This is a genomic window from Gordonia sp. DT218, assembly GCF_049847105.1.
Classification (GTDB): Bacteria; Actinomycetota; Actinomycetes; order Mycobacteriales; family Mycobacteriaceae; genus Gordonia.
Map to the genome: position 1 here is coordinate 12,667 of NZ_JBNCNS010000009.1, position 13,547 is coordinate 26,213.

The 13,547-nt window shown below is 67.2% G+C and carries 13 protein-coding genes; 3 read left to right on the forward strand and 10 right to left on the reverse strand.

Features of this window, described 5'->3' with window-relative positions:
* Positions 1 to 93 precede the first annotated feature (93 nt).
* From ACPXCG_RS23050 to ACPXCG_RS23060, 3 genes are all read right to left on the reverse strand, one after another.
* Positions 94 to 573: a Dps family protein gene (locus ACPXCG_RS23050; RefSeq protein WP_425794676.1), complete on the reverse strand. Its 480-nt coding sequence runs from the start codon at positions 571 to 573 to the stop codon at positions 94 to 96.
* 53 nt (positions 574 to 626) lie between these two features.
* Positions 627 to 1,058 carry an organic hydroperoxide resistance protein gene (locus ACPXCG_RS23055; protein ID WP_267630760.1) on the reverse strand — a complete coding sequence of 144 codons (432 nt, stop codon included), beginning with the start codon at positions 1,056 to 1,058 and terminating at the stop codon, positions 627 to 629.
* A gap of 229 nt (positions 1,059 to 1,287) precedes the next feature.
* Positions 1,288 to 1,728 carry a Fur family transcriptional regulator gene (locus ACPXCG_RS23060; RefSeq protein ID WP_425794677.1) on the reverse strand — a complete coding sequence of 147 codons (441 nt, stop codon included), beginning with the start codon at positions 1,726 to 1,728 and terminating at the stop codon, positions 1,288 to 1,290.
* Between the two features lie 330 nt (positions 1,729 to 2,058).
* Here ACPXCG_RS23060 and ACPXCG_RS23065 point away from each other — a divergent pair, with 330 nt between their 5' ends.
* Positions 2,059 to 3,027 (forward strand): isopenicillin N synthase family dioxygenase, encoded by a 969-nt coding sequence (locus tag ACPXCG_RS23065; RefSeq protein WP_425794772.1) that lies wholly within the window; start codon positions 2,059 to 2,061, stop codon positions 3,025 to 3,027.
* Positions 3,028 to 3,037: 10 nt separating this feature from the next.
* Positions 3,038 to 4,357 (forward strand): amidohydrolase family protein, encoded by a 1,320-nt coding sequence (locus ACPXCG_RS23070; RefSeq protein ID WP_425794678.1) that lies wholly within the window; start codon positions 3,038 to 3,040, stop codon positions 4,355 to 4,357.
* A gap of 89 nt (positions 4,358 to 4,446) precedes the next feature.
* Here ACPXCG_RS23070 and ACPXCG_RS23075 read toward each other — a convergent pair whose 3' ends face one another.
* The 6 genes from ACPXCG_RS23075 to ACPXCG_RS23100 form a co-directional block, all read right to left on the reverse strand.
* A complete protein-coding gene (locus ACPXCG_RS23075; RefSeq protein ID WP_425794679.1) occupies positions 4,447 to 5,097 on the reverse strand; it encodes a hypothetical protein in 651 nt (216 codons plus the stop codon).
* A 40-nt stretch (positions 5,098 to 5,137) separates the two neighbouring features.
* Entirely contained in the window at positions 5,138 to 6,637 is a 1,500-nt protein-coding gene (locus tag ACPXCG_RS23080; protein ID WP_425794681.1) for a hypothetical protein, read from the reverse strand.
* Positions 6,638 to 6,695: 58 nt separating this feature from the next.
* Positions 6,696 to 7,994, reverse strand: coding sequence for a lipase family protein (locus tag ACPXCG_RS23085; protein WP_425794683.1), 1,299 nt, complete (start codon positions 7,992 to 7,994; stop codon positions 6,696 to 6,698).
* A 198-nt stretch (positions 7,995 to 8,192) separates the two neighbouring features.
* Positions 8,193 to 8,693 (reverse strand): gluconokinase, encoded by a 501-nt coding sequence (locus ACPXCG_RS23090; protein WP_425794773.1) that lies wholly within the window; start codon positions 8,691 to 8,693, stop codon positions 8,193 to 8,195.
* Between the two features lie 25 nt (positions 8,694 to 8,718).
* Positions 8,719 to 9,744 carry an aspartate-semialdehyde dehydrogenase gene (locus ACPXCG_RS23095; protein WP_425794685.1) on the reverse strand — a complete coding sequence of 342 codons (1,026 nt, stop codon included), beginning with the start codon at positions 9,742 to 9,744 and terminating at the stop codon, positions 8,719 to 8,721.
* A 2-nt stretch (positions 9,745 to 9,746) separates the two neighbouring features.
* Positions 9,747 to 11,012 (reverse strand): aspartate kinase, encoded by a 1,266-nt coding sequence (locus tag ACPXCG_RS23100; RefSeq protein ID WP_425794687.1) that lies wholly within the window; start codon positions 11,010 to 11,012, stop codon positions 9,747 to 9,749.
* 260 nt (positions 11,013 to 11,272) lie between these two features.
* Between ACPXCG_RS23100 and ACPXCG_RS23105 the strand changes: the two genes are divergently transcribed.
* Positions 11,273 to 12,547 carry a hypothetical protein gene (locus ACPXCG_RS23105; RefSeq protein ID WP_425794688.1) on the forward strand — a complete coding sequence of 425 codons (1,275 nt, stop codon included), beginning with the start codon at positions 11,273 to 11,275 and terminating at the stop codon, positions 12,545 to 12,547.
* Positions 12,548 to 12,745: 198 nt separating this feature from the next.
* Here the strand turns inward: ACPXCG_RS23105 and ACPXCG_RS23110 are convergent, their stop codons facing one another.
* Positions 12,746 to 13,393: a TetR/AcrR family transcriptional regulator gene (locus ACPXCG_RS23110; protein WP_425794689.1), complete on the reverse strand. Its 648-nt coding sequence runs from the start codon at positions 13,391 to 13,393 to the stop codon at positions 12,746 to 12,748.
* Positions 13,394 to 13,547: the final 154 nt, after the last annotated feature.

A 13,547-nucleotide genomic window follows, 5' to 3' on the forward strand; every position in this document is an offset into this window, starting at 1 on the left:
ATTCCGTGCACGCCCGGACGAACGACGCGCGTCCGCGACCGAGGCTGACGGTCGCGACGACCGGGGCTGACGGTCGCCACTGCGCGGGTGGGGTCAGGCGGCCTGCGCCTGCCACATCCAGTGCAGCTGCTCCAGCTTGGAGGCGAATCCGATCAGCAGGTCCTGGGTCACCGGGTCGGCCTTCTCCGTCGCGTCGATCCGCTCGCGCAACCCGGCGATGACCGACTTGAGATTGTCGACAACGGCGGCCACCACATCGGCATCCTGGGTCCAGCCCTCGCCGAAGCCCTTGGTGTGCGCGGTCTTCGCCACCGTCTCCGCACGTCCGTCGGGGCTGACCCCGATGGCGGTCGCACGCTCGGCCGCCGCGTCGGTGAACTCACGGCACACCGCGACGAGCTCGTCGAGTCCGAGATGGACCGACCGGAACTGACGTCCGACGACGTTCCAGTGAGCCTGCTTGGCGATCAGCGAGAGATCGATCAGGTCGACGACGGTGTCTTGCAGGGCCCGGCCGGTGACCGACTGCTGCTCCTCGGTCAATGTGCTGGTGATGGGGGTCTTGGTGGTCATGTCACCACTCCTTTCGCGGCACGGCGCTCGCCGTGCTCATCTGACGTCCGAGGTCACACCGTGACGGTGACGGTCTGAGCGATGTTCCCTCGCGTGGCCTTGGAATACGGGCAGAAGGCGTGGGCGCCGTCGGCCAGCTTCTGGGCGGTGGCCTCGTCGACTCCCGGGATGTGGGCCTCGATGGTCGCGGTGAGCCCGAATCCGCCGTCCGCCGGATCCTTGCCGATGCCGATGGTTACGGAGACCGTCGAGTCGTCCGGAACCGGCGATCCGGCCTGCTTCGACGTGGCCCGCAGCGCGCCCAGGAAGCATGCCGCGTAGCCGGCGGAGAACAATTCCTCCGGGTTGCTGCCGTCACCGCTGCCGCCCATCTCCTTCGGCGGCCGCAGCTCGAGGTCGATCTGACCGGTCGCCGAGACGACCTCTCCGTCGCGGCCTCCGCCGGACGCCTTGGACGAAATCGTGTATACCGGGTCGATTGCCATCGTGTTCTCCTCCTGTGGGTCGATACTTTTTCGGTGAACTGTCTTCTACTTCAGCAGTTCTCGGCTTTTGTTCATTTCGGGTTGATCTGTGAGCTTCGTCGCGTAGATCGCCCTTGTCGATCAAAGTCCCTGTCGGACAATCTCTTCGACCTTCTTGCGGAGATCGTTTCGGATGAACGGCATCGGTTGGGCTGCGATGCGATCGATGAATTCGGTTGTGGTCGAGGTGTCACGAAACCGGTCGGGCGGCCGCGCTCTGGCAATCGGGGCACATTCCCCAGAAGATGACCTCCGCCTCGTCGATACGGTATCCGTGGTCGCGATCCGGGGCCAGGCACGGCGCGTCACCCACCACGCAATCGATGTCGGTGATCTCTCCGCACGTGCGGCAGATCAGGTGGTGATGGTTGTCCGAGGTCCGGGTCTCATACCGCACCGGCGACCCCGCAGGCTCGATCCGCCGCAGCAGGCCGCGATCCGTGCACGCGCGCAGCACGTCGTAGACGGTCTGCGTGGACACCGCGCCGAGATTCTCGCGAACGCCCGCGGTCACGAAGTCCGCCGTCGAATGCGGATGCTCATGCAGGATCTCCAGCACCGCGAGTCGGGGCGCAGTGACGCGCAGACCGGCCTCTCGGAGCTGTCGATGGAGCATGTGGCGATCGGACATGACTCAACCGTACGCCCCTTTCTGGAGTTGTTCCAGAAATTGGATGAACTCCAGAAAATGAGGGAAACCTAACCTCGGCCACGCTCAGGTCAGCACAGTCGAGTCGCATCCTCTGCCGTCGTGCCCTAATCTGTGGTGGACGAGATCGTGTGTAGCAGCGGGCCGGAGTTCCCACTGTTCGCGTCCGCGATGTCCCTCTCTCAGGCTTCGCGTCGAAAAGCGCACGCGAGCTCACGCACACGAGAGAGAACACCCATGTCCGACATCACCACACTGTCCGACGACCACCGGCCCGAGGCCGCCGCGCCTCGACCGGGCGAGCCCTACGGGATGACCGAACTCAATCGCGAAGCATCGATGGGCGGCCTCGGCACCGAGACCACCGACCGCGAGGTACGACGGATCAGCCTCGCCGACTTCGATGCCCGACGCGACCAGATCACCGACGAACTGTGGTCCGCAGCAACAGATATCGGGTTCTTCCAGGTCGTCGACCACGGCATCGATCTCGACGATGTGGCGCACGCGTTCGACATGTCGGCCAAGTTCTTCGCGCTACCCGGCGACGTCAAGGCGCAGTACCCGCTGAAGAAGGGCCAGAACGCCGGGTGGGAGCACACCTCCCAGGTCCGCCCCTCGGTCGGCACGCCCGACCAGAAGGAGTCCTACCAGCTCACCCTGCCCCGGATGGACGGGCTCTGGCCGTCCGGCGCCGAACTCGCGGGATTCCGGACGACGATCCTGGAGTTCGAGCGCAAATGCTGGCGTCTCGCGATGGATCTGCTGGGGTGTTTCGCAACCAGGCTCGGATTCGACAGTGAATTCTTCACCCGCGCACATGATCCCGGTGTCGACACCTACCAGAGCACTCTTCGCTTGTTGCATTATTACGCCTTCCCCGAGGAGTTGCTCGGCGCGGACAACGCGTGGCGCGCGGGTGCGCACACTGACTTCGATGCGCTCACCCTGCTGTTCCAGCGGACAGGCCAGGGTGGCCTGCAGGTGCTGCCCGGCGCCGAGGCGAACGGCCAGGCCTGGACGTCGGTGGAACCGTCCGACGAGGCGATCACCTGCAACATCGGCGACATGCTGATGCGCTGGTCGGATGACCGCCTCCCGTCGAACTTCCACCGGGTGCGCGCACCGCGCCGAGACGAGGACACCGGTCCGCGCTACTCGATCGCGTTCTTCGCGCAGGCGAACACCGACGCGGTCATCGAGAGCGCGGCAGGAAAGTACCCGCCCATCACCGGGGGCGACTACATCGCCCAACGCATCGCGGCCAACTTCGCGAAGTAGGACCGACGTCATGACACCATCCGACGCCCCCGCCTCCCACTCCCCCTCCTTCAGCGACGTCACCGTGTTCTCGGGCGGCGCGTGGCACACACACCAGGATGTCCACATCGCCGGCGGCGTGGTCGCCTCGATCACCGACACACCGGCGCCGGCGGACAGCGGAAACGGCTTCCTGATCCCGGGATTCGTCAACACACACACGCATCTGCAGCAGTCGCTGATGCGCGGGATCGCCGAATGCACCCCCCTCCTCGAGTGGCTGCTGGCGGTGGGTGAGGAATCGGTCGCGATCACGCCCGAGCGCGCCTACCTCGCCGCGGTGTCGGCCTGCCTCGAATCGCTGCGGTCGGGCACCACCACCGTCGTCGAACACATGTGGCCCCACCCGTCCGACGAGGTGCACGGCGCAGTGATCCAGGCGTTGCGCGACACCGGGATTCGCGCCGTACTGGGCCGTGGTGTGGCTGATCGTGCCGACGCGTCCCGGAAGTGGGGCTTCGAGCCGCGCCTGATGCAACCGCTCGGCGATGTCCTCGAACACGTCGATCACCTTCGTGCACAGGTTAAGGACGCGCCGATCACACTCGCGCTCGCCGTGCCCAACCCGCGGTCGGTGACCGAGACCGGGATGATCACGCTGCGCGAGTTCGCACAGGCGCGGGATCTGCCGGTGTCGATCCACCTGCTGGAGACACCGACGGACGACCGGATGTGCCTCGAGCACGCCGGGGTGGGTGCGGTCGAGTACCTGGACAGCAATGGATTCCTGTGGGATCGGGTGCTCGCCGTCCACTGTGTCGAGCTCGACGACATCGGGCAGGGCATCCTCGCCGACCGTGGTGTCGCCGTCTCGCACAACCCGCTGTCGAACATGCGGCTGGGCAGTGGCATCGCACCCATCCCCGCAATGCTCGACCGTGGGCTCGCCGTGGGACTCGGTGTCGACGGCGCCGCCAGCAACGACACCCAGGACATGCTCGAGACCTTCCGGATCGCGTCCTATGTCCAACGTGCGGTACACAAGCGCGCCGACCTGCTGGGCTTCGGCGAGATGCTCGACATCGCCTGCGGAGGCGCCAATGTCGCGCTGGGGCTGCCCGCGGTGGTCGGCGGCGTGAGCGTCGGGAGGCCGGCGGATCTGACCTTGATCCGGTTCGACCGCGACTACGCGACCCTGCCCGTCCGGGACCCGGGGGCATCGCTGCTCACCACGGGCTCACGATCGATCGTCGACACCGTGATGGTCGACGGGCAGATCGTCGTCGAGGACGGGCGCAGCACCCGGGTCGACGAGGCGGAGTTCACCAAGGAGTTGCTCGCGCTCCGGTGATCGGGTGGTGGTCTCGATACGTCGCTCGCGAGCTCGCTCCTACTCGACCAGCAGGAGCGGGTTCGCTGATCGGGCAGCCCGAGCAACGATCACCGCGCTCGCATCATCTTCGTCGGACGCATCCGGGTGGATTCGGGGAGCCATTGATTGACGCTGCGGCGCACGGTGAAGATCGCCGCGACGACCAGCAGGGCGAACTGGATCCACGAGATCACCACCATCGCCGACCACACCTCGGGGTACTGGAACAACAGGTCGATCCCGATCGGGATGCACAGCAGGTTGACCACCACGGCCGCGAGGAAGAAGTTCCGGCAGTTGCGGCTGCGGTGATGCACCGCGGCGACGAGCAGCGCGTATTCGACCGCGAGGAACACGACGATCATGATCAGCATGAACGGCGGGAAGAAGCCGGCCAGCGAGTCGACCTGACCTTGCGGACTCGCATTGCGCGGGTCGTCGATCACACCGTCGAGCAGTCGTTGCCGCAGCGCGTCGCTGATCAGTCCCAGATTGACGAAGCCGTACACGACGCTGACCAGCCCCGCGACCGCCGCGCCCCAGAACGCCACGCGGGCGTGCAGCGACAACGCCACCGGCGCGGGTCCCGGGTCGTCGGCACGGGGCGGGTACAGATTCGCCTGGTCGCGGTCCCGCGAACTCCGCTCGATCTCCGCCAGGTCCTCCGCGTCGAGCTCGGCCTGGGACGGGATGCGATCAGGGTCGTCGGGTTGGGTCATGGGCCGATTGTCCCATGCAGCGCGACGCGCTCCGGCCGGGTCATCGAGCGATCTTCAGCATCCGGCCGAGGGTCGCCTGCCACATGGTCCCGTCGCGGGCGATGGTTCCGGTCAGTTCCAGCGGCTCGTCGATGGGCGCGTCACCGACCTTCAGGGTCCGGACACGACGTCCGGTCGCGAAGTCGGTGGCCACGTAGTCGACGGGTCCGAGCTGCTGAACGGCGCCCGGCACGTACGGCCCGTACCCGAGCGCGTGGATGAGGCCGTCGGCGCGCGACAGGTGGGGCAGCGTCGCGATCCGGTCGTTGTTCTCCCAGATCCGGCGGCAGCCCTGCGCGGACACGTCGACGCGGGTCGATCCCCCGACGAACGGCGCGTTGGCCGGCACGCTCGGTCCGGTGACCGCCATGGGCGGGTATTGGTAGCCGTAGGTGCTCGGGATGACCAGCGAATCACCCCAGGCCATCGGCGAGTTCTCGGTGCCCTGGCCGGAACGGTCGAACGCCGGCATCCGGCAGACGGTCGAGCCGGTATCACTGTCGTAGACGATCAGCTGTGGGCGCCGGGCGTTGTCGACGATCGCGACCCAGCCGTCGCCGCCCGGCCCGAAGTAGGTCGGCGTGGTGCCGGATCCCCAGGTCAGCTGGCCGGGCATGCGGGCGGTCCCCCGGTCGTACGCGCGGCGCCACACCACTCGCGGGACACCGTTCGCGTTCGCCCGCATCTCGTAGAGCGCATGGGTCGTGAGGACGGAGGCACCGTCGGCGCGGATGGAGAGCCCGTTACCGAGTTCTTCCCCGCGCGGCAGATGCATCGACCGGACGTTGCGTGCCTTGTCCACGGTCCCGACGACACCGTGGGTCGTCGCGAACCAGACCCGCCCCGAGAAATCGGGAGCCAGGCCGGTGATCGCGTCCCCCGCCGGGATGTGCTTCGCCACGTCGATCCGGTCAGCGACGTAGACCTGCCACCCGCGTGCCGTCTTCCGGTGCGCGACACGGAGGATGGCGCCGGACCCGTCGGCCACGACCACCCGGTCACGGTCGTCGAGATAGCCGTAGACGCCTCCCAGCAGACCGCCCTTGGCCAGCTGCAGACGCGCGCGCGGAGCCGCGGTCGCCGGATCGAACAGGGTGACTGTGGGCACCGCGACGGTGGGTGGTCCGGCGCCGGGAGCGGAGCGAGCGGGCCGATTCGTAGCCACCGTCCCGACGAACTGGGTGCAGAGTGACACCGGCAGGCCGTCGTGCCCGATGAACGTTGCCGCGCAGGCACCCCCGGGCACCGACGATGCGGCGAGCCGCGCCCCCCGGCCCGGACCGGGGAAGGGCGTCGAGTCGGTGGACCACAGATCTCCGTGCATCAGCGAGGTGCCGGTCGGGCCGACGCCCGTGGACGGCGATGGCGCAGCCGGCGCGGCATCCGCCGCCGAGCCGAGCAGACCCCATGTCAGCAGGGCCGCGACAAGAACCGCCGACCACCGAAACCGACCACCGCGCAACGCTCCACACCCCGACGACACCGCGACAGCAAACCACATTTCGGCGGACGTCGGAAGCTTCTCGGTCAGCTCACTTCGGTGGTGCCGTCCACTCCCGTCATCGATCGAAGTTGGCCAGCAGGAAGTTCGTCGCCGGCAGGAGTGTGGTCAGCATCGGCAGCGCGTGGTTGACGACGAGGCCCGGGAAGATCGGCGGGATGCCGTTGGTCACCATCCGCACATCGGCTCCCTGGGCACGCCAGTCACGCTCGAGCGCGACGACCTGACCGTAAGGGATCACGTCGTCGTTGATGCCGCCCTCGAGGAGCACGGGCGCATTGGGCTTCAGGGTGCCGATCCGCTGTTCGGCCACCACCTTCTTCGCCTCCGGAATCCTGTCGATCACCTGCGACAGCGGCTGGCCGGTCCTGGTCCACTGGTTGGTCCGCTGAAAGCCGAAGGCCAGGCCGGTGTCACCGATGCACTGGGTGGCCACCTGCGACAGCACCCGCTTGCCGGCCGGAGTGGTCTCCCGGTCCAGGATCGGCCCCAGCTCCGGGTACCGCGCGGTCAGACCGTTGATCGCATAACCGATCCCGCCGACGATGAACGTCCCGTCGATGCGGTCGATCACCTTGGCGAGGTCGGCGGGCGGGGCACCTGCGTAGGTAGCCTTCACGTTCAGATCGGGTGCGTACGTCGCGGCCATCTCCGCCGCCGACGCGGCCGCGCCACCGCCCTGGGAGTAGCCGGAGAAACCGACCGGAGCGTCGGCGCCTGCCTTCGACAGCCGCAGTGCGGCACGCGCGCCGTCGAGCATGGCGGCGCCCGACTCACGACGGTTGACGTAGGTGTGGATGCCGGGTGTACCCATCCCGATGTAGTCGGTGATGAACACCCGCACACCGTTGATGAGCAACAGGTTGAGTTCGGGCGCCGTGTAGTTCACCGCGATACTCGGCTTCGCCGGGTCGATGGCGAGCGGGAAGTTCATGAGTTTCGAGCCCGCGCACTGGTCGCCCTGGCCCACCGTCCCCGGTCCGAGCACAATCGTCGGTCGTTCGCCCTTGCCGCGCCACGCCGCGGTCGGTTCGACCAGGGTTCCGGTGACCGGCGCCGGCTTCCCGTCCTGGTAGCTCGACGTGTACATGACTCGAGTGGCGGTCCCGGGCCACTGGTTCTTCACGCCGGGGATCTGCAGGAGCAGCGGACTGGGCTGACTGCGGATGACCGAGCCCGGTTGGGACGCGAACGTCGACGGCGGCGTATAGAAATCACCGGCCGCCGATGCCGCCGGCGATGCCATCGTGATACCTGCGGCCGCCACCAGACCGGTGGTGACCAAGGCCGCCAAGCGTTGCGTCGACCTCGATCTACGTGCCGATCGACCGAACAGTTTCCCCCACGTTCTCCTCATGGAGAGGTAAGCTACCGCACAGTAACTTGGTCAGGTGACCCGGGTCATCGTAGGTGGTGGAATTCGGACATCGCAGGTCAACGGGCCGGCATCACGCCGTTCAGGAATGTCATCGTGTCGTCGAGGCCGCCTTTGTCACGCACGTCCTCGTGACCGGAGTTCACCACGTGGAACTTGGCGGGGATATCCCGAGGTGTGTCAGCTCGTCAGGTCGTCGAGCCCGTCCACCGCCGCCGCGATCAATTCGTGCACATTATTTGCGACGTCGACGGTCGATCCCGCCTCGTCTTCGCGCAGCGGTTCGAGGGTCTCGAACTGAGACGTCAGCAGGGTCGAGGGCATGAAGTGTCCCGACCGTCCGGCCTGACGGCGTGCGATGAGCTCGGGAGACCCCGCGAGATGCAGAAACCACGTCGACGGCTCGTGTGCGCGCAAGCGGTCCCGATAACCCCTGCGCAGCGCCGAACAGCTCATCACGCCACCATCGGAATGCCGCGCCAGCCACGCCCCGACCTCATCGAGCCAGGGCCACCGGTCCGCGTCGCCGAGCGGATGCCCGGCGGCCATCTTGGCGATGTTCGACGGGGGATGCAGATCGTCGGCATCGGCGAACGCCACGCCCAGCCGCACGGCGAGCGCCGCACCGATCGTGGACTTGCCGGAACCGGAAACACCCATCACGACCACGGGTGGCGTGATGGGTGTCCGCACGGTCGAGTGGATCTCAGACCAGCAGTTCGGCGATCTGGATCGTGTTGAGCGCAGCGCCCTTTCGAAGGTTGTCCCCCGACACGAAGAGCGCCAGCCCACGGCCCTCGGGTGCACCCTCGTCCTGACGGATCCGACCCACCAGCGACACGTCCTTGCCCGCGGCGTCGAGCGGTGTCGGCACGTCGACCACCTCGACCCCGGCCGCACCGCCCAGGATCTTTCTGGCCTGTTCCGGTGAGAGCGGATTCGCGAACTCGGCGTTGATGGACAGCGAGTGGCCGGTGAACACCGGCACGCGCACGCAGGTGCCGCTCACCAGCAGACCCGGGATGTCGAGGATCTTGCGCGACTCGTTGCGCAGCTTCTGATCCTCGTCGGTCTCGCCCGACCCGTCGTCCACCAGCGAACCGGCCAGGGCAACCACGTTGTAGGCGATCGGCGCGACATACTTGACGGGCTCGGGGAACGACACCGCGCCGCCGTCGAGCACCAGCTTCTCGGCATCGTCTGCGCCGGCGCGGATCTGCCCCGCGAGTTCCTCGACGCCGGCCAGGCCACTACCCGACACCGCTTGATACGACGACACGACCAGGCGCTGCAGGCCCGCGGCATCATGGAGCGGCTTGAGCACCGGCATCGCGGCCATCGTGGTGCAGTTCGGGTTCGCGATGATGCCCTTCGGCGGGGTCTTCGCGAGTTCTCCGTTGACCTCCGCGACGATCAGCGGGACGTCGGGATCCCTGCGCCAGGCCGACGAGTTGTCGATGACGGTGACACCGGCGGCGGCGAACCGCGGCGCCTGCTCCTTCGACATCGTGCCGCCGGCGGAGAACAGCGCGATGTCGAGGCCGGTCGGGTCCGCGGTCGCGGCATCCTCGACGACGATCTCGCCGTCACCCCACGGCAGCTTCTTGCCTGCCGACCGCGACGACGCGAAGAAGCGCACCTCGTCGGCCGGGAACTTGCGCTCCGCCAACAGGGTTCGCATGACGCCGCCGACCTGACCGGTCGCGCCGACAACTCCGATGCTGATACCCATGCCTACCGCCCCGTTCCTGCGTAGACGACCGCTTCTTCTTCGCCGCCGAGGTCGAAGGCCTGATGCAGCGCGCGCACGGCATCGTCGAGTTCGGTGTCACGGCAGAGCACCGAGATGCGGATCTCCGAGGTCGAGATCAGTTCGATGTTGATGCCCGCGTCCGACAACGACTCGCAGAAGGTCGCGGTCACGCCGGGGTGGCTCTTCATGCCCGCACCGACGAGGGAGACCTTGCCGATGTGGTCGTCGAAGAGGAGCTCGGTGAAGCCGATCTCGTTCTGCAGCTTGGTCAGCTTCTCGACGGCGGTCGGGCCGAGCTCACGCGGCAGGGTGAAGGTGATGTCGGTCTTGCCGGTGTCCACCTTGGAGACGTTCTGCAACACCATGTCGATGTTGATGTCTGCCTCGGCGACGGCCCGGAACACCTTGGCGGCGTACCCCGGCTTGTCGTCGAGACCGACAACGGTGACCTTCGCCTCGCTGCGGTCGTGTGCAACTCCGGTGAGAATGGCTTCTTCCACTGGAATGTCCTCCATCGAGCCGGCCACCATCGTGCCGGGTTTTGTCGAGTACGACGAGCGCACGTGAACGGGAACGTTGTAACGCCGTGCGTATTCCACACAACGCAGCATCAAGACCTTCGCCCCGCACGCCGCCATCTCGAGCATCTCCTCGAAGGAGACGGTCTGCAGATGTCGCGCGTTCGGCACGATGCGCGGGTCGGCGGTGTAGATGCCGTCGACGTCGGTGTAGATCTCGCAGACATCGGCCTTCAACGCCGCGGCGAGCGCGACGGCGGTCGTGTCGGAGCCACCGCGGCCGAGCGTGGTGACGTCCTTGGTGTCCTGGGAGACACCCTGGAATCCGGCGACCAGGACGATCTTGCCGTCGTCGAGGGCGCTGCGGACTCGACCCGGCGTCACGTCGATGATCTTCGCGGCGCCGTGGGTGCCGGTGGTGATCACACCGGCCTGCGAGCCGGTGAACGACTGCGCCTGCGCACCGAGGGAGCTGATGGCCATGGCGACCAGCGCGTTGGAGATGCGCTCGCCGGACGTCAGCAGCATGTCCATCTCCCGCGCCGGCGGCGCGGGGCACACCTGGTTCGCGAGGTCGAGCAATTCGTCGGTGGTGTCGCCCATCGCGGACACCACCACGACCACGTCGTTGCCTTGTTTCTTGGTCTCGACGATGCGTTCGGCGACCCGACGGATGCGCTCGGCCGTCGCGACCGACGATCCGCCGTATTTCTGCACAACGAGTGCCACGTCGAACCACCTTCCGGGATTGTCGGATGCATCGGTTCGGATGCATCGCCCCTGCTCGGGATCGGTCTCCGATTGAGCATTCGGGGCCTTCCTTGCGGGCATCACCTTACCGGCGGCGCGGTAAGTGCCCGAATCGAGCGCCGTTCGCGCAGGCCAGACACGACGTCGGCGCGAGCGCCGGACGTGCAGAAAGTCCGGTGGACATCCGGACTCGGACGGTGTTGTGGTCGTCGGCGGCGCATCGCCCTAACATCGCTCAGGTGGCCACTGGAACCGACGTCGGCACGACCCCGGCTGGTCGTCGCGAGCCGGACGACCGTCGGTCGGGTCCGCGATCGGGTCGGCAGCGCACCGACGACCGTCCGTCGCGCCTGAGGCCTCGGCCTCAGGCGCCGGTGCGGACCTGGCTCCAGCCCATCCTGTTGTTCCTCGCCATCCGAGGTGTCGGCATCCTGGTCCTCGCGCGTTTCGCCCAGCTGAGGGACACCACGCTCGGCGATGCGCTGTGGCTCTGGGACGGCAAGTGGATGGTGGCGATCGCCGAGTACGGATACACCGATGTGCCGTTCACCCAGACCGACGCCCGTGGCCTGCACACCCCGGACACCGCATATGCCTTCTTCCCCGGTTATCCGATGCTCGTCGGCGCCGTGGCGAAGTTGCCACTGATCACGCCCTATGGAGCCGCGATCACGGTCAATCTGGTTCTGGGCTGCATCGCCGCAGTGGGGGCTGCCCGCCTCGGTGCCCTGTGCGCACGCGCGATGGCCGACAAGTCCCCGATCGGAGCGGCGAATCCCCGTCGCACGGGACTGTTCCTCGTCGCCCTCTTTGCCGCGACGCCGATGTCGGTGGTGCTGAACATGGCCTACACGGAAGCGCTGTTCTGCGCCCTGGCCGTCTGGGCGCTGATCGGCATCCTGGAGCGGAACTGGCTGCTCGCCGGCATCTGTGCCTGCCTCGCCGGTGCCAGCAGGCCCACGGCGATGGTGCTGATCGGAGTGGTGATGCTGGCGGCATTGCTGGCACGACACGACGGCTGGCGGGCGTGGACGGCGGTGGTGATCAGTCCGCTCGGATATCTCGGCTACCTCGCCGTCGTGTGGGCCCATACGGGATCGCCGACAGGCTGGTTCACGATCCAGACCGTCGGCTGGGGCACCGAGTTCGACTGGGGCCGAGCCACCTTCAATTTCGTGAACGACGCACTCGTGCACGCCGGAGAGGTCGCGCCGGTCGCCTCGGCGTTCATCATCCTCTCGACGATGGCGATGCTGGTGATCGCGGCATGGTCGAGGCTGCCGTGGCCGGTGCTGCTCTACGGTGCGCTGGTCATCGCGTCCATCGTGCTCTCGAGCGGGTTGATGATGAGCCGCGCCCGACTTCTCCTGCCGGCCTTTGTCCTGTTGGTTCCAGTCGCGATGGTTCTCGCCCGCTGGCGCCCCGCCGTCGGGATCGCGACGATGGTGCCGATCGTCATCGGCAGCGCATGGTTCGGAGCCCACATGCTCACGGTCTACCCACACGCGATGTAGCCCACCCCTGCTGATCGAGTAGCGCGAACGGAGTGAGCGCGTATCGAGATCTCGCGCTGCAGGTCTCGATAGGTCGCTCGTTCCTCGCGACTACTCGACCGGCGGGGGGCGGGGCGCAGGTGGCGGGTGGCGCGACCGGCGGGGGCGGGGCGCAGGCCGCGGGTGGAGCGAACTGCAGTGGGCAGCAGGCCGACCCGATCACCGACCCGGCGGCCGCAGACCGTCGAGGACCACGCCGATGAGCCTCCGGCGGGTCTCCTCGGTGTCCTCGGCCACGCACGTCATCGACAGACCGCCCATCAGACGGGTGATGTCCGCGGGCTCCACGTCGTCGCGAAAATCTCCACTGCGTCGACCGGACTCGAGGATGGCGGTCATCAGTTCTCGCGAGTTGGTGCGGGTCTCCTCGAAGACCGGCGCATCGTTGCCGACCGCGACCAGGATGGCCTCGCGCATCCCACGCTTCGTACCCGCCGTGGCCATATAGGCCGCGAACATACCCTCGAGCGCGACGACGGCGGACTCGCTGTCGAGCAGACGCCAGCCGTCGGCGACGATCTGCGCCGAGTAACTGCGGAACGTCGCCTCGAGCAGCGCGGTGCGATTCGGGAAGTGACGATAGAGCGTCCCGACCCCTACCCCGGCCTCGGCGGCGACCTTGTCCAATGCGACATCCGTGCCCTCGGTGGCGAACAGTTCCTGTGCCGCCGCGACCAGCTTGTCGTAGTTGCGAGCGGCGTCGGCGCGGGTGGGGCGCTTGGATGCCAGGGCCGGCGCCTTCGTCTCGTCATCAACGGCCTTCGCGACATCGACGGCCTTCGCGGCAGGACGGGATCGGGCGCCCACGACATCCACTCCTCTCGGTCGGTACAGCACCTGTTTCGACACCACTGGTTCCACAATGCTGTTGCCAAACGGAGGAATCCTCCGTATATTAATCGGAGGAAGCTTCCGTTTCACCGCTGAGTGTACTCCACAATCCCTACTCGAAAAGAGCTCA